General features: G+C 58.4%; 14 protein-coding genes and 1 tRNA gene. 8 read left to right on the top strand and 7 right to left on the bottom strand.

Annotated elements, in window-relative coordinates; all coding sequences use genetic code 11:
- Window positions 1-235 precede the first annotated feature (235 nt).
- The 3 genes from rpoB (at window position 236) to HFP51_RS07215 (ending at window position 9,944) form a co-directional block, all read left to right on the top strand.
- Window positions 236-4,396 carry a DNA-directed RNA polymerase subunit beta gene (gene rpoB, locus HFP51_RS07205; RefSeq protein ID WP_176875094.1) on the top strand — a complete coding sequence of 1,387 codons (4,161 nt, stop codon included), beginning with the start codon at window positions 236-238 and terminating at the stop codon, window positions 4,394-4,396.
- Window positions 4,397-4,451: 55 nt separating this feature from the next.
- A complete protein-coding gene (gene rpoC / locus HFP51_RS07210; RefSeq protein ID WP_176875095.1) occupies window positions 4,452-8,639 on the top strand; it encodes a DNA-directed RNA polymerase subunit beta' in 4,188 nt (1,395 codons plus the stop codon).
- Window positions 8,640-8,762: 123 nt separating this feature from the next.
- Window positions 8,763-9,944 (top strand): glycosyltransferase family 1 protein, encoded by a 1,182-nt coding sequence (locus HFP51_RS07215; protein WP_176876587.1) that lies wholly within the window; start codon window positions 8,763-8,765, stop codon window positions 9,942-9,944.
- Window positions 9,945-9,983: 39 nt separating this feature from the next.
- Here HFP51_RS07215 and HFP51_RS07220 read toward each other — a convergent pair whose 3' ends face one another.
- Entirely contained in the window at window positions 9,984-10,577 is a 594-nt protein-coding gene (locus HFP51_RS07220) for a PadR family transcriptional regulator (RefSeq protein ID WP_176875096.1), read from the bottom strand.
- 115 nt (window positions 10,578-10,692) lie between these two features.
- Here HFP51_RS07220 and HFP51_RS07225 point away from each other — a divergent pair, with 115 nt between their 5' ends.
- The 5 genes from HFP51_RS07225 (at window position 10,693) to HFP51_RS07245 (ending at window position 15,526) form a co-directional block, all read left to right on the top strand.
- The gene (locus tag HFP51_RS07225; RefSeq protein WP_176875097.1) at window positions 10,693-12,003 is read left to right on the top strand and encodes a replication-associated recombination protein A; all 1,311 of its coding nucleotides are present in this window, start codon (window positions 10,693-10,695) and stop codon (window positions 12,001-12,003) included.
- Between the two features lie 75 nt (window positions 12,004-12,078).
- Window positions 12,079-13,329, top strand: a complete 1,251-nt coding sequence (locus tag HFP51_RS07230; protein ID WP_176875098.1) for a mechanosensitive ion channel — start codon at window positions 12,079-12,081, stop codon at window positions 13,327-13,329.
- 12 nt (window positions 13,330-13,341) lie between these two features.
- A complete protein-coding gene (locus HFP51_RS07235) occupies window positions 13,342-14,223 on the top strand; it encodes a hypothetical protein (protein WP_176875099.1) in 882 nt (293 codons plus the stop codon).
- A 25-nt stretch (window positions 14,224-14,248) separates the two neighbouring features.
- Window positions 14,249-14,324, top strand: a tRNA-Thr gene (locus HFP51_RS07240).
- A gap of 230 nt (window positions 14,325-14,554) precedes the next feature.
- Complete coding sequence (locus tag HFP51_RS07245; RefSeq protein WP_176875100.1) at window positions 14,555-15,526, top strand: nitronate monooxygenase family protein; 972 nt, start codon at window positions 14,555-14,557, stop codon at window positions 15,524-15,526.
- A 61-nt stretch (window positions 15,527-15,587) separates the two neighbouring features.
- Here HFP51_RS07245 and hutG read toward each other — a convergent pair whose 3' ends face one another.
- The 6 genes from hutG to HFP51_RS07275 all read right to left on the bottom strand — a co-directional run bounded on the left by hutG (window position 15,588) and on the right by HFP51_RS07275 (window position 23,858).
- Window positions 15,588-16,520: a formimidoylglutamase gene (gene hutG, locus HFP51_RS07250; protein WP_176875101.1), complete on the bottom strand. Its 933-nt coding sequence runs from the start codon at window positions 16,518-16,520 to the stop codon at window positions 15,588-15,590.
- 6 nt (window positions 16,521-16,526) lie between these two features.
- A complete protein-coding gene (gene hutU, locus HFP51_RS07255; RefSeq protein ID WP_218135338.1) occupies window positions 16,527-18,200 on the bottom strand; it encodes a urocanate hydratase in 1,674 nt (557 codons plus the stop codon).
- On the bottom strand, window positions 18,196-19,740 hold the full coding sequence (hutH, locus tag HFP51_RS07260; RefSeq protein WP_176875103.1) for a histidine ammonia-lyase: 1,545 nt from the start codon (window positions 19,738-19,740) through the stop codon (window positions 18,196-18,198). Before hutH ends, hutU begins: the two co-directional genes overlap by 5 nt.
- Complete coding sequence (gene hutI / locus HFP51_RS07265) at window positions 19,734-20,936, bottom strand: imidazolonepropionase (RefSeq protein ID WP_176875104.1); 1,203 nt, start codon at window positions 20,934-20,936, stop codon at window positions 19,734-19,736. The genes hutH and hutI overlap by 7 nt, the downstream gene beginning before the upstream one ends.
- Window positions 20,937-21,046: 110 nt before the next feature.
- Entirely contained in the window at window positions 21,047-22,537 is a 1,491-nt protein-coding gene (locus tag HFP51_RS07270) for a DUF4403 family protein (protein WP_176875105.1), read from the bottom strand.
- A gap of 28 nt (window positions 22,538-22,565) precedes the next feature.
- Window positions 22,566-23,858: an NADH:flavin oxidoreductase/NADH oxidase family protein gene (locus tag HFP51_RS07275; protein WP_176875106.1), complete on the bottom strand. Its 1,293-nt coding sequence runs from the start codon at window positions 23,856-23,858 to the stop codon at window positions 22,566-22,568.
- Between the last annotated feature and the right edge of the window lie 73 nt (window positions 23,859-23,931).

Raw genomic sequence — 23,931 nt, forward strand, 5'->3', positions numbered from 1 at the left:
GCGGTTTTGAGGGTGCCGTCCAATTGACACTCCAACACCGCCTTCCTATATCGCCTCCATCACCGCTGCCTTTCGAGCAATGATGCGAATTTGCGCACCGCGTCACAAGAATGGATCGGCTTCGGCTTCATAGACGCTAAAAGCTGCAGACTCCCCGATTTCGAGGATTGGGAGTCTTGCGGCTTTTTGTCGTCTAAGCGCTGCAAAATTGAGCAGAAACCGAGGCATATTTTACATGGCGACCAAGGCGAAAGCGGCAGATCAGACCCGCACCAAGCGTATCCGCAAAATTTTCGGCGATATTCACGAAGTCATCCAGATGCCGAACCTTATCGAGGTTCAGCGCGACAGCTACGAACAGTTCCTCCGGTCCAATCCGGACATTGACTATGTTTCGGGCCTGGAAAAGACACTCCGGTCGGTGTTCCCGATCCGCGACTTCGCCGGCACGGCCGAACTGGATTTCGTTCATTACGAACTGGAACCGCCAAAATATGACACCGAAGAGTGTCGCCAGCGAGGCATCACCTATGCCGCGCCGATGCGCGTCACGCTGCGCCTGATCGTTTTCGAAGTCGATCCCGACACCGAAACCCGCTCCGTCCTCGATATCAAGGAGCAGGATGTTTACATGGGCGATATGCCGCTCATGACCGAGAACGGCACCTTCCTGATCAATGGTACCGAGCGCGTTATCGTTTCACAGATGCACCGTTCGCCTGGTGTGCTGTTCGACCATGACCGCGGCAAGACGCACGCATCCGGCAAGTTCCTCTTCGCCGCCCGCGTGATCCCCTATCGCGGTTCCTGGCTCGATTTTGAGTTCGACGCGAAGGACATCGTCAATGTCCGTATCGACCGGAAGCGCAAACTGCCGGTTACCGCATTGCTTCACGCGCTGGGCCTGACCAGCGAAGAGATCCTCCAGCATTTCTACGAGACCGTTACATACAAACGGGCCAAGGATGGCTGGGAAATCCCGTTCATCGCCGATACGTGGCGCGGCCAGAAGCCGACATTCGACATTGTTGATGCGAAATCCGGTGAAGTAGTCTTCCCGGCTGGCCAGAAGGTTACGCCGCGCGCCGCCAACAAGGCGGAAAAGGACGGCCTCAAAAACCTCCTCATCCCGACTGAAGAGATTTTCGGCCGTTATAGCGCGTTCGACTTGATCAACGAGAAAACCGGCGAGATCTACATTGAAGCTGGCGACGAGGTTTCGGAAGAAAATCTCGAAAGACTCGATGGTGCGAAGGTCAATGATCTCGTCCTGCTCGACATCGATCATGTCACGACAGGCCCCTGGATCCGCAACACGCTGAAAGCTGACAAGGCCGAAGATACCGACCAGGCATTGGCCGATATCTATCGCGTCATGCGCCCCGGCGAACCGCCGACGCGTGAAACGGCTGACGCATTGTTCGAAGGCCTGTTCTTCGATGGCGAACGTTATGACCTGTCCGGCGTTGGTCGCTGGAAGCTCAACATGCGCCTCGATCTCGATGCGGCTGAAGACCTGACGACGCTGCGCAAGGATGACATCCTCGCAGTGGTCAAGGAACTGGTCGACCTCAAGGACGGCAAGGGTGAAGTCGATGATGTCGACAATCTCGCCAACCGCCGTGTCCGCTCTGTCGGCGAGCTGCTGGAGAACCAGTATCGCGTCGGCCTTTTGCGGATGGAACGCGCAGTCAAGGAACGGATGAGCTCGGTCGATGTGTCGACGGTGATGCCGAACGACCTGATCAATGCGAAACCGGCCGTGGCCGCGGTTCGCGAATTTTTTGGTTCATCGCAGCTGTCGCAGTTCATGGATCAGACGAACCCGCTCTCCGAAGTCACGCATAAGCGGCGTGTGTCGGCGCTTGGGCCGGGTGGTCTCACGCGTGAGCGCGCCGGCTTTGAAGTCCGCGATGTTCACCCGACCCATTATGGCCGGATCTGCCCGATTGAAACACCCGAAGGCCCGAATATCGGCCTGATCAACTCGCTGGCCTCGTTCAGCCGCGTCAACAAATACGGCTTTATCGAAACGCCGTATCGCAAGGTTGAGAATGGCAAGGTCACCGACGAGGTGGTCTATCTCTCGGCAATGGAAGAGCAGAAGCATACGGTCGCCCAGGCCAATGCTGATCTCGATACCAAGGGTGGTTTTGTCGAGGAAATCGTTTCCTCGCGTCAGGCCGGTGAGTTCCTGATGGCACCGCGCGAAATCATCACGCTGATGGACGTTTCGCCAAAGCAGCTGGTTTCGGTTGCCGCATCGCTGATCCCGTTCCTGGAAAATGATGACGCGAACCGCGCACTCATGGGATCGAATATGCAACGCCAGGCCGTGCCTTTGGTGAAAGCCGAAGCACCGCTGGTGGGTACCGGCATGGAAGCAACTGTGGCCCGCGATTCCGGTGCTGCGGTTGTCGCCAAGCGCGCCGGCATCGTCGACCAGGTTGACGCAACTCGTATCGTGATCCGTGCTTCGGGCGCCGTTGATGCGAATGAAAGCGGCGTCGACATCTACACGCTGATGAAGTTCCAGCGGTCGAACCAGAACACCTGCATCAATCAGCGTCCGCTGGTGAAGGTTGGTGAGACGGTCGAAGCGGGTGACGTCCTGGCTGACGGTCCGTCGACGGAATATGGCGAGCTTGCGCTCGGCAAGAACACGCTCGTCGCGTTCATGCCGTGGAACGGATATAATTATGAGGATTCGATCCTCATCTCCGAACGCATCGTGAAAGACGATGAATTCACCTCGATCCATATCGAGGAATTCGAAGTCATGGCGCGTGACACCAAGCTTGGCCCCGAAGACATTACCCGCGACATTCCGAATGTCGGCGAGGAAGCCCTGCGCAACCTCGATGAAGCGGGCATCGTCTATATCGGTGCTGAAGTGCATCCGGGTGATATCCTGGCGGGCAAGATCACGCCGAAGGGCGAATCCCCGATGACGCCGGAAGAAAAGCTTCTTCGTGCGATCTTCGGTGAGAAGGCTTCGGACGTTCGCGATACATCGCTGCGTCTGCCGCCGGGTGTTGCGGGAACCGTCGTCGAAGTCCGGGTGTTCAACCGCCACGGCATCGACAAGGACGAACGTGCGCTGGCGATTGAACGCGAAGAAATCGAACGCCTCCGCAAGGATGCCGACGATGAACGCGCCATTTTGAACCGTGCCACCTATGGCCGGCTCAAGGACATGCTGACCGGACAGACGGCCACGGCCGCGCCAAAGGGCGTGACCAAGGGCACGAAGATCACGGCGGCCGTTCTCGAAAGTGTTGAAAAGCACGATTGGTGGCAGTTTGCGGTCAAGACCGACAAGCGTCAGGGCGAGCTTGAAGTCGTCAAGCAGCAATATGACGAAGCAGCCGAGAAGATTGAAGCCAAGTTCGAAGATCGGCGTGAGAAGCTGGAACGCGGCGATGAGCTGCCGCCTGGCGTTCTCAAGATGGTCAAAGTCTTTGTCGCGGTGAAGCGCAAGCTGCAGCCGGGTGACAAGATGGCTGGCCGTCACGGCAACAAGGGTGTGATCTCTCGCATCCTGCCGCAGGAAGACATGCCGTTCCTTGAAGATGGTACGCCTGTCGATATCGTTCTGAACCCGCTTGGTGTGCCGTCGCGCATGAATGTCGGACAGATTTTCGAGACCCATCTGGGCATGGCCGCACGCGGCCTTGGGCGTCAGATCAAGGGTGCCCTGGAAGATTGGCGCCATGCCAATCCGGATGCCAAGGCCGGCAAGGCCCCGGCAGCCGTTCGCGATGCAATGCAGACCGCCTATGGTGATCCGTATCATGATGCGATCAAGTCGCTCGATGATGACAAGGTTATCGAAATGGCGGGCCGCCTCACCAATGGTGTTCCGATGGGTACGCCAGTGTTTGACGGTGCGCGCGAAGGCGATGTCTCTGACATGCTCGACCTCGCCGGGCTGGATCAAAGCGGTCAGGTTGTCCTGTATGACGGCCGCACCGGCGACCAGTTCGATCGTAAGGTGACGGTGGGCTATATCTACATGCTCAAGCTGCACCATCTGGTGGACGACAAGATCCACGCGCGCTCGATCGGGCCGTACAGCCTCGTTACCCAGCAGCCGCTGGGCGGTAAGGCACAGTTCGGTGGCCAGCGCTTCGGTGAGATGGAGGTCTGGGCACTCCAGGCCTATGGCGCTGCATATACCTTGCAAGAAATGCTTACGGTCAAGTCGGACGATGTTGTCGGCCGGACCAAGGTCTACGAAGCAATCGTCAAAGGCGACGACACCTTCGAAGCCGGCATTCCGGAGAGCTTCAACGTTCTCGTCAAGGAAATGCGTTCGCTGGGTCTCAGTGTCGATCTCAAATCGCTCTCCGAAGAGGGTGATGACGAGGACAACCTTTCCGAAGCCGCCGAGTAATCAAGACTATTCAGTCCCCCGCCCTGATATGGGCGGGGGCAGATAAGGATCAGACATGAACGAACTGACCAATTTCCAGAACCCGGTGGCCAAACCGGAGACATTCGACCAGATCCAGATCGGTCTTGCGAGCCCCGAAAAGATCCGCAGCTGGTCTTTCGGCGAAATCAAGAAGCCGGAAACGATCAACTATCGCACGTTCAAGCCGGAACGTGACGGCCTGTTCTGTGCGCGTATCTTTGGCCCGATCAAGGATTATGAGTGCCTGTGCGGTAAATATAAGCGCATGAAATATAAGGGCATTGTCTGCGAGAAATGCGGTGTTGAAGTCACCGTATCGAAGGTTCGCCGTGAGCGGATGGGCCATATCGACCTCGCTGCGCCAGTTGCCCATATCTGGTTCCTCAAGTCCCTGCCCTCGCGCATCGGACTGTTGCTCGACATGCAGCTCAAGCAGCTCGAGCGGATCCTGTATTTCGAACAATATGTGGTCATCGAGCCGGGCCTGACGGCGCTGGAGAAGTTCCAGCTGCTGACGGAAGACGAGCTGCTCGAAGCCCAGGACGAATATGGCGAAGACGCCTTCTCCGCCGGCATCGGTGCAGAGGCCGTCAAGCATATGCTGATGGATCTCGATCTTGAGCAGGAAAAGGAAGACCTGCTTGAAGATCTGGCGACCACCAAATCGACGCTGAAACCGAAGAAGATCATCAAGCGCCTCAAGGTGGTTGAGAGCTTCATTGAATCGGGCAACCGCCCCGAATGGATGATCCTCGACATCGTTCCGGTCATTCCGCCGGAACTGCGCCCGCTGGTGCCGCTGGATGGCGGTCGCTTCGCAACGTCGGATCTCAACGATCTGTATCGCCGGGTGATCAACCGGAACAATCGCCTCAAACGCCTGATGGAATTGCGCGCACCGGACATTATCGTCCGGAACGAGAAGCGCATGCTTCAGGAATCGGTTGATGCGCTGTTCGACAATGGCCGTCGCGGTCGTACGATCACGGGTGCCAACAAGCGCCCGCTGAAATCGCTGTCCGACATGCTCAAGGGCAAACAGGGCCGCTTCCGCCAGAACCTGCTTGGCAAGCGCGTCGACTATTCGGGTCGTTCGGTCATCGTGACCGGTCCGGAACTCAAGCTGCACCAGTGCGGCCTGCCGAAGAAGATGGCGCTCGAGCTGTTCAAACCGTTCATCTACGCGCGTCTCGACGCCAAGGGCCTCTCGATGACGCTCAAACAGGCGAAGAAATGGGTCGAGAAAGAGCGTAAGGAAGTCTGGGATATCCTTGATGAGGTTATCCGCGAGCATCCGGTCATGCTGAACCGCGCACCGACGCTTCACCGCCTCGGTATCCAGGCATTTGAGCCGGTTCTGATCGAAGGTAAGGCTATCCAGCTTCACCCGCTGGTCTGCGCCGCATTCAACGCTGACTTTGACGGTGACCAAATGGCCGTACACGTTCCGTTGAGCCTTGAAGCGCAGCTGGAAGCCCGTGTGCTGATGATGTCGACCAACAACATCCTCTCGCCAGCCAATGGCAAGCCGATCATCGTGCCGTCGCAGGATATGGTGCTCGGCATCTATTATCTTTCGATGGATCGCGAAGGCGAGCCGGGCGAAGGATCGATCCTGGCTGACATCACCGAAGTGCATCAGGCTCTCGAAGTCGGCGCTGTGACGCTCCACTCGAAGATTACGAGCCGGGTTCCGCAGACCGATGAAGATGGCAAAAGCTACATGATGCGCGTGGAAACGACGCCGGGTCGCATGCTGATCGCTGAGAAGCTGCCCCAGTCCCACAAGGTGCCTTATGAGACGATCAACCGTCTTCTGACGAAGAAGGAAATCGGTGACGTTATCGATACGGTCTATCGCCACACCGGCCAGAAGGACACGGTCCTGTTTGCCGATGGCATCATGGCGCTTGGCTTCCGCCACGCGTTCAAGGCCGGCATCTCCTTCGGCAAGGATGACATGATCATTCCGGACGCCAAGGATCCGCTGGTTGAAGAAACCCGGGCGCTGGTTGCCGATTATGAGCAGCAGTATCAGGACGGCCTGATCACGCAGCAGGAAAAGTACAACAAGGTGATTGATGCCTGGAGCCGGTGTTCGGACCAGGTTGCAAACGCCATGATGGAGGAAATCAAAGCAACGCCGAAGGACGACGACGGACGCGAAGCACAGATCAACTCGATCTACATGATGTCGCACTCCGGTGCCCGTGGCAGCCCCGCGCAGATGAAGCAGCTCGCTGGTATGCGCGGCCTGATGGCCAAGCCGTCAGGTGAAATCATCGAAACGCCAATCCTTTCGAACTTTAAGGAAGGCCTGACCGTTCTCGAATATTTCAACTCGACTCACGGTGCCCGCAAGGGCCTTGCCGATACGGCACTGAAGACCGCAAACTCGGGCTATCTGACCCGTCGTCTGGTCGATGTGTCGCAGGACTGCACGATCGTTGAGGAAGACTGCAAGACGAAGAACTCACTGGAGATGAAGGCGATCATCCAGGGCGGTTCGACCATTGCAACTCTGTCCGAGCGTATTCTGGGTCGTACCGCAGCCGAAGATATTATCGGCGGCAAGGATGGCGATGTGATCGTCAAAGCTGGCTTGATGATGGACGAACCGATGGCGCTCGCCGTCGAAGAATCCGGTGTCCAGTCGGTGCAGATCCGTTCGCCGCTTACTTGCGAATCCAAGGTTGGCGTGTGTGGCAAATGCTACGGTCGCGATCTTGCTCGCGGAACGCCGGTGAATATCGGTGAAGCGGTTGGCGTTATCGCTGCCCAGTCGATCGGTGAGCCGGGCACACAGCTGACGATGCGGACTTTCCACATCGGCGGCGCTGCTCAGCTCAACGAACAGTCCAATCTTGAATCGCCGGCCGACGGCAAGCTCGAATATCGCGAGCTCAATGCCATCGTCGACAGCAAGAAGCGGACGCTGGCCCTCTCCCGTTCGGGCGAGCTCGCCATTATCGATGCGGAAGGCCGTGAAGTCGGCGTGTTCCGCGTTCCTTATGGCGCGCGCTTGCTCCACAAGGATGGCGACACTGTCGAACAGGGTGAGCGGATCGCAGAATGGGATCCGAGCTACGCACCGGTTATCACCGAAAAAGGCGGTACCGCGAAGTTCCAGGACATTGTCGACTCCCGTACGGTCAAGGAAGAAACTGACGAAGCCACGGGTATTACCCAGCGCGTCGTTACCGAAGACCAGGCGAAGACCAAGAAGGATGATCTCAAGCCGCGCATCACGCTGCTTGACGGTGATAGCGGCGAAGCCGGTGTCTACCGCCTGATCCCCGGCGCGGTTATCTCGGTTGAGGACGGCCAGGAGCTGCATGAAGGTGACATCGTTGCCCGACTGCCGCGTGAAGCTGCCAAGACGCGTGATATTACCGGTGGTCTGCCACGGGTTGCCGAATTGTTCGAAGCCCGTGTGCCGAAGGACAATGCGGTTATTGCCAAGATTGACGGCCGTATCGAATTCGTTCGGGATTATAAGGCGAAACGCAAGATTGCGATCGTTCCCGAGGAAGGTGATCCGGTTGAATATCTGATCCCGAAGACGAAGATTATCGATGTGCAAGAAGGCGACTTTGTTAAGAAGGGCGACGATCTTGTCGCCGGTTCGCCCGATCCGCACGATATTCTCGAAGTTCTCGGCATCGAAGCACTGGCCGAATATCTCGTGTCCGAGATCCAGGAAGTCTATCGACTGCAGGGCGTGAAGATCAACGATAAGCATATCGAGACGATCGTTCGCCAGATGCTGCAGAAGGTGGAAATCATCGATGGTGGCGATACGACTCTGCTCGTCGGCGAACAGCTCGACGAAGCGGAAATGAACGAGATCAATGCCAAGCTTACCAAGAGCAAGAAGAAGGCTCAGGGCAAGCCGGTATTGCTCGGCATTACCAAGGCGTCGCTGCAGACCCGCAGCTTCATCTCGGCCGCGTCGTTCCAGGAAACCACCCGCGTTCTCACCGAAGCCGCGGTTCAGGGCAAGATCGATACGCTGCAAGGCCTGAAAGAGAATGTCATCGTCGGCCGGCTTATCCCGGCTGGTACGGGTGCGGGTATGAACCGCGTCCGGGTGACTGCCTCTTCTCGCGATGCTGCGCTTCGTGCCCAACAGAAGAAGGTGGAAGAAGCGATGCTGGCTGCACAGGAAGCCGCTGCCGAACCGGCAGAGGAAGAAGCGGCCGCAGAGACCAGCGAAAGCTAGGTCTTGCCGCGATCCGCTACAGAAAACAGCCCCGCTGGCATTAGCCGGCGGGGCTTTTTCACGCCGGATCGGCCAGATGCGCCCACCATTGGCGTTTCGACCGCAAGCGATTATCCCGTACCGATGGAAGTTTCCGATCTTCGTATTGCCCTGTTCAGCGGCAATTATAACTATGTCCGCGACGGAGCGAACCAGGCGCTCAATCGCCTGGTCGGCTATCTGTTGCGTCAGGGCGCCGCAGTTCGCGTCTATTCGCCGACTGTCGAGGAGCCGGATTTCGAAGCGACGGGCGATCTCGTCCATGTCCCCGCCCTCGCCCTACCGGGGCGCGCAGAATATCGCGCACCGTTCCGCCTGCCGGGTAATGTACGGCGCGACATTGCCGAGTTCAGCCCCAATCTGTTTCACATTGCGAGCCCTGAAATCCTTGGCCACCGGGCACTGAGCCTGGCGCGACGCTGGGATATACCCGCCGTCGCCTCAGTTCATACGCGGTTCGAAACCTATCCGCGCTACTACGGACTCACCTTTCTCGAGCCCCTCGTCCTTGCGATATTGCGACGTTTCTACCGCCGCTGCGATGCGATTTTCGCGCCGTCGGAATCCATGGCCCAGATCTTGCGCGAACAACGTATGAGCTACGATGTCGGCATCTGGTCCCGCGGGATAGATCGCGACACGTTCGATCCGAAGCATCGTGACATGGACTGGCGACGGGATAACGGCATTGCCGACGATGATGTCGTAGTCGGCTTTGTTGGTCGATTGGTGATGGAAAAAGGCCTTGATGTCTTTTCGGACGCGATCGACCAGCTCGTAAAACGGGGTGTCCGCCACCGCGTATTGGTTATTGGCGAAGGCCCTGCCCGCGATTGGTTTGAACGCAGGCTACCTGACGGCGTGTTTGTTGGTTTCCAGAAAGGTCCCGATCTCGGCCGCGCGGTCGCCTCGCTCGACATGCTGTTCAATCCGAGCATTACCGAGACATTTGGGAATGTGACTCTCGAAGCAATGGCCGCTAGATTGCCTGTTGTCGCCGCGAGAGCGACTGGCAGCCAGAGCCTGGTCGATGATGGCGTAACCGGCCGCCTGGTGCGTCCCGGCGCGATCGAGGCTTTTGCCGACGCCCTGCAACTCTATTGCGAGAACGCAGATTCCCGCCAAGCCGCGGGCGATGCTGGCTGTGCCGCCAGTGAGAGATACGGATGGGACCAGGTCAACCAGGCGCTGGTCGATGGCTATCTGCGTGTGGTTCGCCAGCACTCAGAAGGCGTATCCGGGCCACCGCGCACGCCCTTGCCATAGACTGGCAAAAGCCGTGCGGGCGCCCGAATAATCACTTCGTTAGATCCGCTCGATCCGCTGTGCAGCTTCGTCGAGAATATCGGTCACTTCACGAACCAGATCTTCGTCGATGCCTTTTGCAGAGAGGCGATGGCCGAGCACGGCAAACAGATTGCCCATCGCCCGCTTGATAGCTGCGCTATCGCCCTTCGTTTCTCGCTGACCAAGGCCTTCGAGACGGGCCATCAACGCTTCAACTTCTTCGGCCTTTTCCTTCAGCTCAGTCTTGCCGCGTTTCGAAATCTTGAAGGTCTTGCGGCTGTCATCGCTCTCTACCGGCTTGATCAGCGCACCATCTTCAAGAAAGTTCAGCGTCGGATAGATGATGCCGGGGCTTGGCGCATATTCGCCCGCCGTCATCTCTTCGATCGCGCGGATCAGATCATATCCATGGCGTGGTTCATCGGCGATCAGCTTGAGCAGAACGAGCCGCAGTTCACCGCTGTCGAACATCCGCTTTTTACGGCGCTTGCGGCTACGACCGCCAAAATCGCCGGAATCACTCGCGAAATTTCCGAATTGCATGGCGAGCAGCGCTTCAGGCCAGCTTCTTGGCCATCTTCCGCCGAAACCACCTTTGTTTCGATATGTCATTCTGGGTCTCCTAAACCTTGTTAGTGATCTATCTAAGATATATCGCAGATATATTTGTCAAGAGGCAGGTCGAAAAGATTATGGCAATCAAGAATGCCGACGTTAGGGTATCAGCATGGCTGATCTCTTTTCTGACGGTTCTGATAAGAGCAGCGAAATCTCGGCCAATGCGCCGCTCGCAGACCTGTTGCGTCCACAGTCCCTCGATGAGGTCGTCGGCCAAGATCACCTCACCGGACCTGACGGCGCCATTGGGCGGATGGTTGCGGCGGGCAAACTCGCTTCGATCATTTTCTGGGGTCCGCCCGGTACGGGAAAGACTACAATTGCCCGGTTGCTTGCTGGCGCAGTCGGACTCCGCTTCGTTGCCATCTCAGCCGTATTCTCCGGTGTTGCTGATCTCAAGAAAGTGTTCGCCGAAGCGCGGCAAATGGCAGGAGCGGACAAACGCACATTGTTGTTCGTGGACGAGATCCACCGCTTTAATCGCGCACAGCAGGATGGCTTCCTGCCCTATGTCGAAGACGGCACTGTAATCCTGGTCGGCGCGACGACGGAGAACCCATCCTTCGAATTAAACTCGGCCTTGCTCAGCCGCGCCCAGGTATTGATTCTTAACCGCCTCGATGCAGATGCACTGGGAACGCTGCTCTCGCGTGCCGAGGCTCATCTGGATCGCCCTTTGCCGGTCACCCAGGATGCCCGGGATGCGCTGATCGCATCGGCCGATGGCGATGGACGGTTTCTCCTCAACCAGGCGGAAACATTATTCTCGATGGATCTACCGGAGCCCCTGGAACCAGCGGGTCTGGTCGATCTCCTGCATCGCCGCATGCCGGTCTATGACAAGGATCGTGAGGGTCATTACAATCTGATCTCGGCCCTGCACAAGGCGATGCGCGGCTCTGATCCCCAAGCGTCTCTCTACTATCTTGCACGCATGCTCGTCGCGGGTGAGGAACCGCTCTATGTCCTGAGGCGCATCACCCGCTTTGCCAGCGAAGATATCGGCCTCGCCGATCCGCAAGCCTTGGTGCAGTGCATCGCCGCCAAAGATACTTATGAGTTTCTCGGTAGCCCGGAAGGCGAACTCGCGATCGTCCAGGCCTGTCTCTATTGCGCCACTGCGCCCAAGTCGAATGCGACATATGCAGCACAGAAAGCCGCCTGGAAATCAGCCAGGGAAACCGGCTCCCTGATGCCGCCGAAAAACATCCTCAACGCCCCGACCCAGCTCATGAAAGAGGTCGGCTATGGCAAGGGCTATGCCTATGACCATGAACGCGATGACGCATTTTCAGGCGATAATTACTGGCCGGAGGAGATGAACCGGCAGGATTTCTACAAACCATCCCCAAGAGGATTTGAGGCAAAAGTCGCAGAACGACTGGCCTTTTGGGAGAAATTGCGGGCTGAAAGCCGGTAAAGTGTTAGGCAATGCGAAAAAGTCGGACTATTCTGGTCTCGGCACAAATCAATATTGCGCAATAGGGGAAATTTCATGGAGTTCGATCTCAATCGCGACATAGACTGGCCCATGGTCTGGGAATGGGCATTCAAGATCGGCGCGGCCTTGCTGATCCTGCTGATTACACATTTCATCGCCAAGGCCGTAAAATGGGGCATCGCCCGGATGGTCGACAAGATCCCGGCGCTCCAGAAACATAGCGACGCCCAGCCGAGCGAAACGGTGGGCAGCCAAATCGGAACCCTTGCCTATTGGATTGTCTGGCTGGTCGGCCTTGTGGTCGCGCTCCAGCCGCTTGAACTATCCGGTGTACTCGATCCGGTCCGGGAGCTGACACTCGAAATCTTCAGCTATCTGGACAATCTGCTCGGTGCCGGACTGATAATGTTCTTCGGCTTTATCTTTGCAACAATAGTCCGGCGCATTGTCGAAACCGGGCTCATGGCAGTCAACGCAGATGGCTGGTTTGCAAGAGCCGGCGTGACGGAAATAACCGGTGCGGATGATGCGCCTGCGAAAGACGATGATCATACCACGCTGAGCTCCGCGCTCGGCATCGTCGCATTCGTGCTGATCATCATTCCGGTGGCAACGGCCGCGCTCGATGTGTTGAACCTCGATTCAATATCCGCGCCGCTTATCCAGATACTCAATGACGTAGCGCACTTCTTGCCGCGGGCCATCGCTGCAGCGCTGATCCTTGGGACGGCCTATTTCATTGGTCGCTGGGTCAAAGGTTGGCTCCAGCAACTCATGGAAGCACTCGGCGTCGACAATGCTGCAATGGGTTCAGGCCTGGTGCCATCGAGCGTCAAGGTGAGCCGCGTTCTGGGCACGATCACCTTGACGGCGATCATGCTGGTCTCGACGGTCGCCGCAATCGAGGTGCTGGAAATCAACTCGGTCCAGGCCATGGTGACGGAAGTCGTTGCCCTGGGCAGCCGGGTGATCTTTGGCCTGGTCATCATCGGCGTTGGCGTCTTGCTGGCACGGTTGCTGTCTGGCCTGATGGCGAGTTCGACCGGGGAAACGGCTGGGCTCCTTCCGACCCTCCTCAAATGGCTGATCATCGCGCTGTTTGCTGCAATGGGCCTGAAGTTCATGGAGATTGCCGACGAAATCGTGATCATCGCTTTTGCGGCGATCCTCGGTTCTGCGGCAGTGGCCGCGGCCATCGCCTTCGGGCTTGGCGGCCGTCCGACAGCGCACAAGCTGCTCGAACGCTGGACGGAAGGCAAAGCCAACCGGACCAATCCTGGCGACAAGACACCGCCGGGTATCTAGGCGCAGCAACAGGTGCGCAGCTTTGGCCACTTTGCCTGTTTCGACTGGTCGGGACAGGCGGTGGCAAAGCCCAAGGGCATCGCATTGGCAATAGCAAGGGCGGGTGTGCAAGCGCCCGCCCTTGTTGCGTCCGACACCCAGTGGTCGCGTCAACAGGCGCTGGAATGGCTCGAGGATCAGGCAGGCGCGCAAACCGATATGCTGATCGGCTTCGATTTCTCGGCCGCCCTGCCCTTTGCCGATCGCGGCGGATATTTCCCAACTTGGTCGAAGACCCCAGGCAGCGCCAAAACGCTCTGGGAGACGCTTGATCGGATTTGTGCGGATGACGAGCACCTTGCCGCGATCGGTGCCTGTGGTCATCCCGCACTGGCCCCCTATTTCCGCTACCAAGAAGGCCGTGAAACAATCACCGGCGATCAGTTCGAAGCCGGGCTAGGCCGCCTGCGCGTCACAGAACATCGCTGCCGCACCCAGAAACAAGGCAATGCCGTCTCCTGCTTCAATCTCGTTGGCGCGGCACAGGTCGGCAAGTCGAGCCTGACGGGGATGCGCGTGCTCCACCGGCTGAGCGGTAAAATTCCGGTCTGGCCATTCGATCCAATTCCCGAGACCGGCCCGATGCTGGTGGAGATCTACACCGGCTTGGCAGCGCGGGCAGCCGGGCTCTCCGGCCCCACCAAGATCCGGGACGCCGCCTCACTGGACCGCGCGCTGGATGCCCTGGGAACCCAACGACACAGCCCCCTGCCCGCCTATGACGATCACCGCACCGACGCGCTCCTGACGGCTGCCTGGCTCCGCATGGCCGCCAGCGACGCAGCGCTGTGGCAACCAGCCGGACTGACCGAACAATTAGCGCAACAAGAGGGCTGGACCTTCGGCGTGCGATGACGCATGGGGGCTTCGCAGACCCTGTGCCGGATTAGCTCAGCTGGTAGAGCAACCGCCTTGTAAGCGGTAGGTCGTCCGTTCGAGTCGGACATCCGGCACCACCCAGTTCCCAGATCGCACCACCGCTCACCAGGATTCCCCTGACTGGCGGGGACCTTGCCGAGCAGCAAAGTGTCCATTGAACAGCGTTCTTGAAACAGGATTTCATCGCATCGACGCGGCGAATCTGGCAAAAATCTTTGCAGACTTAGTGCTGGAACATTGGGTGGCTGGTAGGGCATAGCTGTCGACCGGCAGCGCTTCGATGGCCCGATGATTGAGAGGAACAAAAATGATCAAGACACGCATCACAGAGGAACTCGGGATAGAAACACCCATCCTGATGGGCGGTATGACGGGTGTTGGTTATGGTGAGCTGGTTGCGGCTGTCGCCAATGCCGGGGCGCTTGGCTTCATTACCGCGCACATGTTTCCTTCCGGTGAAGCGCTCAAGGAAGAAATCGACAAGACTCGCGGGCTGACCAACAAGCCTTTTGGCGTCAATCTTACGTTGCTGCCCTCAATCAATCCGATCCCCTATGATGAATATCGTGAAGCGATCATCGAAAGCGGTCTGAAAATTGTCGAGACGGCCGGCCGCGCCCCGACAGATCATTTGCCCGCCTTTAAAGAAGCCGGCGTGACCGTAATTCACAAATGCACCAGCGTTCGCCATTCGGAGTCTGCCGTTCGCAAGGGCGTCGACATGATCAGCATCGATGGCTTTGAATGTGCCGGTCATCCGGGAGAAGATGATGTCGGATTGGTCGTGCTGCTTCCCGCCACAGTGGATGCCCTCCCCGACACGCCGATCATCGCAAGCGGCGGCATGGCCGATGGACGGAGCCTGATCGCCGCGCTCGCGCTTGGCGCAGATGCCGTCAATATGGGTACGCGCTTTTGCGCCACCCAGGAGGCCGCGATCCACCCGAACATCAAGAACCAGATCGTCGAGAATGATGAACTCGACACTGTTCTGGTTGGTCGCAACCTGCGCAACACGGCGCGGGTCGCCCGCAATGCCGTGTCAGAGGAGGTCGCCACCATCCAGCGCGATCCGACGACCAGTTTCGATGATGTCAAACATCTGATGGCCGGGGCACGCGCCCGCGAAGAAGTCTATGGCAAGGGCAATATGGATGGCGGCATCTGGTCATCCGGACAAAGCCAGGCCTTGGTTCATGACATCCCGACCTGCGAAGAATTGGTCACGCAGATCATGACACAAGCAGAAGATGTGCAAAAACGCATAAGCGGCGATTGATCCCTTATAGCGCGGCGATATCCGTCACTGACATTGCGAGTTGGTCGGGCGGCCTTGGAGCCTAGCCTTCGAACAGCATTGTACGGATCAGCAATGCCGCGGTTCTGGCCGTGACATTATCCCGGTCATTGGGCGGTGAAAGCTCGACAATGTCGGTCAGTGGGCAGTTGGTACCGGTGCGGCGGCAGCCGGCCAGCACATGGCCCACAATATGTTCAATCGCAGCGAGTGGCACACCGCGGGCAGCTGGCGCACTGACGCCCGGTGCCTGGAAATGCGGGAGCACGTCGATATCGATCGTCAGGTAGATGATGTCGGACCGTTCGATGATCTCGTCGATCCTTTGATCGGCCGCATGCCCATCGGCAATCAAGTCATGGTCTGAAACCGTGTTGACGCTCCAGTCATGCGCTCGGCTCATCAGCGCAGCCGTGTTCGATTCTGCGGCGATACCGAGGCATAGATAATCAAATCGGCCGGGATCCAGATCGCGGATTTGGGCAAAGGGCGTACCAGAAGAAGGTCCAGCCTCCCCGACCAAACGCAAATCGAGATGCGCGTCGAGATTGATGATGCCGATCTGGCTGTCGGGATAGCGCTTCCTCAGCCCGGTGAAGCTGCCAAAGGCAGTTTCGTGACCACCGCCAAACACAACCAGTCGATCATGCACGCCGAGCGCTTGGTCGATGGTATCCGCCAAAGCGGCCTGCCCCGCTTCGAGATCATTACCGATTACCTCGATATCACCTAAATCACTGAAAGCCGTAATATTTTTGGGCGCAGCGAGATTGGCCAGCGCCGTGCGAAGGGCCGCAGGACCATCATGCGCGCCGGTCCGCCCCTTGTTCCGCGCCACGCCCGCATCACACGCAAAACCGAAAACCGCGCGCGAGGCATCATCCTCCACCAGATTGTGGAGACGAACTGCGCCCTCCCCGTCTTCTGGATCATCACGCCCGGACCAGGGCTGCGGCGGAATGATGTTTACCGGCATCGCGGTCTACTCGTCCGTCAAGATGGCCGGGAGATTCAGATCATGCTCCCGGGCACATTCGATGGCATCCTCATACCCCGCATCGGCATGCCGCATGACGCCCGTGGCCGGATCATTCCACAACACCCTGCGTAAACGGCGGTCGGCGTCCTCGCTTCCATCGCAGCAAATCACCATTCCGCTGTGCTGGGAGAAGCCCATGCCAACACCACCGCCATGGTGCAGGCTGACCCAAGTCGCGCCGCTTGCCGTATTGAGCAGCGCGTTGAGCAGAGGCCAATCGGATACCGCATCGGACCCATCGCGCATGGATTCTGTTTCGCGGTTCGGAGATGCGACCGATCCACTGTCGAGATGATCACGACCGATTACGACAGGCGCGCTGAGTTCGCCAGTGCGAACCATCTCATTAAAGGCCAGCCCAAGCTTGTCGCGCAGACCCAGACCAACCCAACAGATGCGCGCGGGTAGCCCCTGAAACGCAATCCGTTCGCGGGCCATGTCGAGCCAGTTATGGAGATGAGAATCATCGGCGATGACCTCCTTCACCTTGGCGTCGGTCTTGTAGATATCTTCCGGATCGCCAGACAGCGCGCACCAGCGGAACGGCCCGACACCCCGGCAGAATAGCGGACGGATATAAGCCGGTACGAAGCCCGGGAATGCAAAGGCATTCTCAAACCCCTCTTCAAGCGCCACTTGCCTGATATTATTGCCATAATCGACGGTGGGAACGCCGGCATTCCAATAATCGACCATTGCCTCGACATGGATCTTCATCGCGGACCGCGCGGCCTTTTCCACGGCCTTGGGATCGCTTTCCTGCTTGGCACGCCATTCAGCGACGCCCCAACCAATCGGCAGATAGCCATGCACCGGATCATGGGCGCTGGTCTGATCCGTCAGAATGTCTGGCTTCACGCCGCGCTTGAAGAGCTCCGGCACGATTTCCGCGGCGTTGCCAATCAGCGCGACGGACTTGGCTTCCTTTGCCGCGGTCCAGCGATCGATCATCGCCAGAGCCTCATCGATATCGCGGGTTTTTTCGTCGACATAGCGCGTCCGCAAGCGGAAATCGGCACGCGTCTCATCGCATTCGATCGCCAGGCAACAGGCCCCGGCCATGACGGCAGCAAGCGGTTGCGCGCCGCCCATACCGCCGAGCCCGGCGGTCAATATCCAGCGTCCTTTCAGATCACCGTCATAATGCTGGCGACCCGCTTCCACGAAAGTCTCATAGGTGCCCTGAACGATGCCTTGCGTGCCGATATAGATCCAGGAGCCAGCGGTCATTTGGCCGTACATCGCCAGACCTTTCTTATCGAGCTCGTTGAAATGGTCCCAATTCGCCCAGTGCGGCACAAGATTGGAGTTGGCGATCAGCACGCGCGGCGCATCGGCATGGGTTTGGAAAACGCCGACCGGCTTGCCCGACTGGACGAGCAAGGTCTGGTCACTCTCCAGCTCTTTCAGGCTGTCGACAATGCCATCAAAAGCCTCCCAATTGCGCGCCGCCCGGCCAATCCCACCATAGACGACCAGCTCGTCGGGGTTTTCGGCAACATCGGGATGGAGATTGTTCATCAACATCCGCATCGGCGCTTCGGTCAGCCAGGATTTGGCCGTGATTTCGGTACCCGTGGGCGGAAAGACAGCGCGGCTGTTATGCGAACGATCAATCACGGAAATTCTCCTCAATTCCAGGAAACGCAATGCCCGTGGCACCCAATAGATCATGCCCGGCGACCATTTGGGCTGAGCGCTCCAGATCGGGCGCAAGGAAGCGATCCTCGGTCAACGGTCCGATGTCCCGATAGAAACGATCGCAAACTCCGCTCAGCGCCGCGCTGGTTTTCAGGGGCTCGCGAAACCGCGTTCCCTCGATCGCGCAAAACAGTTCGATGCCTAGAATCTGGAACAGGTTCTGCGCCATCGGCCCCAGCCGGCGCGCGCCATGGGCGGCCATGCTGACATGATCTTCCTGGTTGGCGCTCGTCGGTGTGGAATCGGTTGAGCATGGATTGGCGAGATGCTTGTTCTCGCTCATCAAGGCGGCGCTCGTGACTTCAGCGATCATCATTCCCGAGTTGAGCCCGGCATCTGCCGCCAGGAATGGCGGGAGATCAAAGCTCAATGTTGGATCGACCAGCAAGGCAATGCGCCGCTGGGATATCGAGCCGATCTCGGCCATCGCCAAGGCGATCATATCGGCGGCAAAGGCAACCGGCTCGGCATGAAAATTCCCACCCGAAACAATCCGGTCTTCTGAAGTCAGCACGATTGGATTGTCGGTTGCTGCATTGGCTTCGCGACGCAGCGTTTCACCGGCCTGGATAATCATGTCCATCGCCGCGCCGACGACCTGGGGCTGGCAGCGCATGCAATAGGGATCCTGGACGCGCGGATCATCATCGCGATGGGCCTCGCGTATCTCGCTCCCGTCCAGCAGCGCACGCATAACAGCCGCCGCGGAAATCTGGCCTGGATGACCGCGCAACGCATGGATTTCGTCAATCAGCGGCGCAGTGGATGCCATTGCCGCGTCGATCGACAGCGACGCCGAAACCAGAGACGTCTGTGCCGCATGCCAGGCATTGAAAAGCCCCGCCAATGCATGGGCGGTCGAAAACTGGGTCCCGTTGATCAGCGCCAATCCCTCTTTGGGGCCCAATATGACCGGCGCCAGCCCCGCCTTTTCCAACGCCACTCCGCCCGGCAGCACCTCGCCCTGCCATTCCGCCTCGCCCTCACCGATCATCGCAGCTGCCATATGCGCGAGCGGGGCCAAATCACCCGAAGCACCAACCGACCCCTGGGCTGGGACCACGGGCGTTACGCCATGCTCCAACATGTCCTCGAGCAGGGTCACCGTTTCGGGCCGAATGCCGGACGCACCGCGCCCGAGCGAGATAAGCTTCAGCACCATCATCAATCTCGCAATCGCCCGCGGAGTCGACGATCCAACGCCGGAACAATGGGAGAGCACAAGATTGCGCTGCAGAGTTTCGGTATCTTCCGGCGCAATGCGGATGGATGCGAGTTTCCCAAATCCGGTGTTCACACCATAAATGGCATCCGGGCCTTTGGCCGCTTTCTCAACGCGTACGGCCGATGCTGCAATGCGATCATGCGCGGCTGCGTCCAGTTTGATCGGCAGTTGCTCACGCCAAATCTGTTCTAACTGGGAAAGGCTGACTTCACCGGGTGACAGGTTCAGCATATCTCGCCTCCGAAAATGCGCATCTCCAGCGGCGCGTCTCCAATGCGATAGCTGAGCTCAGCTGGATCATCGAACTTCCACACCGCCAGATCAGCGCGCTGACCAACCTCCAGCCTGCCACAATCATCGAGCCCCAGAGCCTGCGCTCCGATGGTCGTGACGGCGTTGAGGCATTCTTCTGGAGTCAGGCCAAACAGCGTCGCTCCCATATTCATGATCAACCGCAGCGAGGTCATCGGAGAGGATCCGGGATTACAATCGGTCGCCAGGGCAAGCGGGACGCCAGCATCGCGCAGTTTCTGGATCGGTGGTTTTTGCGTCTCCTTGAGCGCGTAAAAGGCGCCAGGCAGCAACACCGCAACCGTCTTCGCCTCGGCCATGGCCGCAATGCCGGCGTCACCCAGATGTTCGAGATGGTCGGCAGACAGGGCGGAGTAGCGCGCCGCCAACTCTGCCCCGCCTTGATCGGACAATTGTTCGGCGTGAATTTTAACTGGCAGGTTCAGATCGTGTGCGGCCACGAACACACGCTCAATCTGGCTTGCTGTGAACGCCACGGATTCGCAAAAACCATCGACGGCATCGACAAGGTCTTCGTGGGCTGCCGCTGCCATTGCAGGCAGGCAGACCTCGTTCAAATAGTCGTCCGCCGACATGCCCTTTGGATAGGCATGGGCGCCCAGAAATGTTGTCTTGATCCGGATTGGGCGATGATCTTCCAATGCCCGTGCGGTGCGCAGGATCCGCAGTTCCGTGTCCTGATCCAGCCCGTAGCCCGATTTGATTTCGACCGTGGTGACGCCGTCCGCGATCATGGCGTCCAATCGCAGCAGCGCGCTCGCCAACAGCTCTTCATCAGACGCAGCCCGCGTCGCTTCGACCGTGGAGAAGATCCCACCGCCGGCATTCATTATCTCTTCGTAGCTCGCGCCAGTCTGGCGCATTTCAAATTCGCGTGCGCGTGACCCACCATAAACCATATGCGTATGGCAATCGATCAATCCGGGCGTGATCAAGCATCCGCCGACTGACCGCCTGGGCGCATCTTCAAAGCGGGCGGGCAAGTCACCAGCGGAGCCGACAAAACCAATCTTTCCGTGGTCGACGACAATCACACCATCGCTTGCATATCCATCGCCATCAGGCGGAGCGAATGGCGCCAACCGGGCATCGCTTAGGATATAGCAGTCAGGCATTCCGTATCCGGCCTCTTGTTTCGCGAGTCGAGAAGGAAGACGCCCCTCCATCGTCCCATTGGCTTCTATCGCAGATATCGGGTTTGCAGAAGACTCCTGCGCGAATCTGATTATCGGCTCGCTGGCAATGCCAGTTCGATCCGCGCTTCACCATCAATCTCCACCGGCAGAAACAATCCGGGGCCCGTCACCCGGATCCGACCATGGCGAACTTCGCCCATTTCTGCCCGCACCATCCAGCTATTGTCGATAGGCAATTCGGCTATGGCTTCTTCAGCATCCTCAAGCAGATCGTTATAATCATTGGTGAAATCTTCAGTCAGCGCCGAGGCGATGCGTTGCTGGAGCGCTGGACCCATGGCAAAACGGACCAGCAAATCACCGGTGAGGCGATCGGTATCGCCATAAAGTTCGAGATCGTGAATCTCGACCGTGCGGTCATTGGGCTCATTATAAGGAACACCTGTGAGCCAGATCATGCCTTCGGTCCGCGTCCAATCGCGCGCGCGATCTTCATCATCCACCTGGAAATCGACCTCAATGCCCACTGCCAGCCGGTCATTTTCCGTCGCATACATGGTGACGCTTTTGAAATCGGCTTCAATCGTGCCGACACCCTCAAGCGCAATACCCCGCTCATTCATCTCGCGCAGCTCGCGCAGGAGAACTGGCTCCAGTTCGGCATAGCTGGCGATAACCGGCATTACGAAATGGACACCGGGTGATGCCAAGCTTTCGGCTTGTTGCGGCAAGGGGGTCGGGTCATTGGCCTCCGGACGCTCACCGACAAAGGTTTCGGTGACTGCCTCCAGGCCCGCATTGATCAAGAGCTGACGCCCTCGCACTTCAATCCCTGCAATTGCCAACTCACGCGGTGTGATGCGCATCCAGGCCTGCGGGTTTTCACGGTTGAGTTCGACGACGGCAAACCCTTCTGCCCAGGCTTCGCTGACCAAGCTGCGAACATCAGTACGCGCCAGGGCCGTTTCCATCTCCCGTTCGAGCGATGCGATAACGCGGCCTAATTCACGATCGGCGAGGCTGACAAACTGGATGCGCTGTCCAAGGATCTCAATTCCCGGCGGTTCAGACCAGCCATAGGCAATTTCGATATCTGGCTGCAGCTGCCAATCGGGCCCAACCGTAAACTGCGCCTCGAGCCGCACGACCGCGCTGCCGGTCGCCGTTTCGCGAATCGAGGTACCGGCAACTTCCCGCGCGCTGACCGTTGCGTTGACCGGAAACTGGATCAGCAAGGTCGAACCGCTGCCACCCAATGTGATCGGCCCGCGCGTGACCGTGCCGACAAGGCGGCATGAAATATCGGGGGTGATCTCAACGCGCCGATCACCAATGCTGATGGTTTCGGCCGGGATACAGGCTTCTTCGCGTTCATTGATCGACCATAGCTGCCGAGGGATACGCTGGCGCAGAGCCGCCTGGATTTGATCGAGTGATATCGCAACCGGCGCGGTAACGGTTGAGATTTGCTCGTCAAAATGCGGCGCATCGTCGACCCGTGGGGGTTCGGGAACATCAACCCGCCCCCAGCAACTAGCCAAAGCAGGAAGCAGCAGCATGGCGAGCCAAATCCGTTTCACTGTCCAAACCTTTTGGTAGATCAGAAACCTAAAGTGCCGCGCGTGCCTTCATGATTGCCTTGTTTCGCGCGTCGACGATCCGGAACGCTTTGAATACCGAAAATCCCTCATCGATCCGACCTTCATGACCGAGCATCCAAAGCTGTTCGTAGAACCAGTAGATGCCGGCAAATCCGTCCATTGCTTTCACCATTTTCAAACTGCGCAGGAATCCAAGCCAATTTGGCAACAGGCCAAGATCGTCTTCATAGCGCGGCAGTTCGTCCAGCCCGTCCAACAACTGCTTCGGTGCATCGGTCGTCAGACACATGGGACGGCCTAGGCCAATCAAATCGGCCGCGCCTTGTGTCAATGCCTGCTCCATCGCCGCACGAGTCCGAAAACCGCCGGTGACCATCAGCGGCACCGAGACCTTGTCCTGCATCGCCTTTGCAAAATCGACAAAATAGGCTTCGCGGGCCGCAGTCGACTTGGCCACATTCTGCTTTTCTTCGGGTTCCATGCCTTCGGCGCCCATCAATTTGGGCTGCTCATAGGTGCCACCGGAAATCTCGATCAAATCGACAGACGCTGCCTCGAGCCATTGCACAACGTTGAGGCTGTCGTCGAAATCGAAGCCGCCCTTTTGAAAGTCGGCACTGTTGAGTTTGACGGCAATCGGAAAGGACGGGCCGACCGCCGCGCGCGTTGCGGCAACGATCTCAAGGAGAATACGCGCCCGATTCTCAAGGCTTCCGCCATATTCATCGTCTCGCAAATTGACGCGCGGCGAGAGGAATTGAGAAATCAGATAGCCATGTGCCCCATGGATCTGAACGCCAGTGAAACCGGCATCCTGGCAGGCTTTTGCAGCCACAGCCCAGCGCTGAACCAGATCGGCAATCTCATCCGTGGTGAGCGGTGTGGGTTTTCCAAACTGACCGCCCGGCAAGGCCAGCGTGACATCGGAAGATGATTTCGGGTTGGGATTGACGAGCTTCTGTGTCTGGCGACCGCCATGGCTGATCTGGGCCCAGAAATGATTGCCATTGCGGGTCGCGGCCTGTGCCCAACTCTTGAGGCGCGCGGCCATATCGGCGTCAGGCTCTCGATCGATGACGACATTGCCCGGCCGTTCCAGATGATCCTTGTCGATGATGATATTGCCAGAAAGTAGCATGCCCGCGCCGCCGTCTGACCAGATGCCGTAAAGGCGCTCCAGTTCCGGTGTCGGACGTCCGTCCGGTGTCCCCAGCCCCTCTGTCATCGCTGCCTTGGCCAGCCGATTTGATAGGACTGCGCCGCACGGCAGTTCCAAACTCGTTCCCAGAATTTCAGTCATACGCCCCTCCACACCCCTCTAAATCAGATCATAAATTCCGGAGCAACCATTAGCTTGCCCATGCCGATCGTGA

The sequence above is a fragment of the Parasphingopyxis sp. CP4 genome (genome assembly GCF_013378055.1).
In the GTDB taxonomy this organism is placed as follows: Bacteria; Pseudomonadota; Alphaproteobacteria; order Sphingomonadales; family Sphingomonadaceae; genus Parasphingopyxis.

What these genes read in the sequence shown, in the direction of transcription:
- HFP51_RS07245 (WP_176875100.1), top strand. Translation starts at nt 14,555, where the DNA reads ATGATCAAGACACGCATCACAGAGGAACTCGGGATAGAAACACCCATC.
- HFP51_RS07225 (WP_176875097.1), top strand. Translation starts at nt 10,693, where the DNA reads ATGGCTGATCTCTTTTCTGACGGTTCTGATAAGAGCAGCGAAATCTCG.
- hutI (WP_176875104.1), bottom strand. Translation starts at nt 20,936, where the DNA reads ATGCCTGACTGCTATATCCTAAGCGATGCCCGGTTGGCGCCATTCGCT.
- HFP51_RS07230 (WP_176875098.1), top strand. Translation starts at nt 12,079, where the DNA reads ATGGAGTTCGATCTCAATCGCGACATAGACTGGCCCATGGTCTGGGAA.
- HFP51_RS07275 (WP_176875106.1), bottom strand. Translation starts at nt 23,858, where the DNA reads ATGACTGAAATTCTGGGAACGAGTTTGGAACTGCCGTGCGGCGCAGTC.
- hutG (WP_176875101.1), bottom strand. Translation starts at nt 16,520, where the DNA reads ATGCCGGTAAACATCATTCCGCCGCAGCCCTGGTCCGGGCGTGATGAT.
- HFP51_RS07215 (WP_176876587.1), top strand. Translation starts at nt 8,763, where the DNA reads ATGGAAGTTTCCGATCTTCGTATTGCCCTGTTCAGCGGCAATTATAAC.
- hutH (WP_176875103.1), bottom strand. Translation starts at nt 19,740, where the DNA reads ATGCTGAACCTGTCACCCGGTGAAGTCAGCCTTTCCCAGTTAGAACAG.
- HFP51_RS07220 (WP_176875096.1), bottom strand. Translation starts at nt 10,577, where the DNA reads ATGACATATCGAAACAAAGGTGGTTTCGGCGGAAGATGGCCAAGAAGC.
- rpoB (WP_176875094.1), top strand. Translation starts at nt 236, where the DNA reads ATGGCGACCAAGGCGAAAGCGGCAGATCAGACCCGCACCAAGCGTATC.
- rpoC (WP_176875095.1), top strand. Translation starts at nt 4,452, where the DNA reads ATGAACGAACTGACCAATTTCCAGAACCCGGTGGCCAAACCGGAGACA.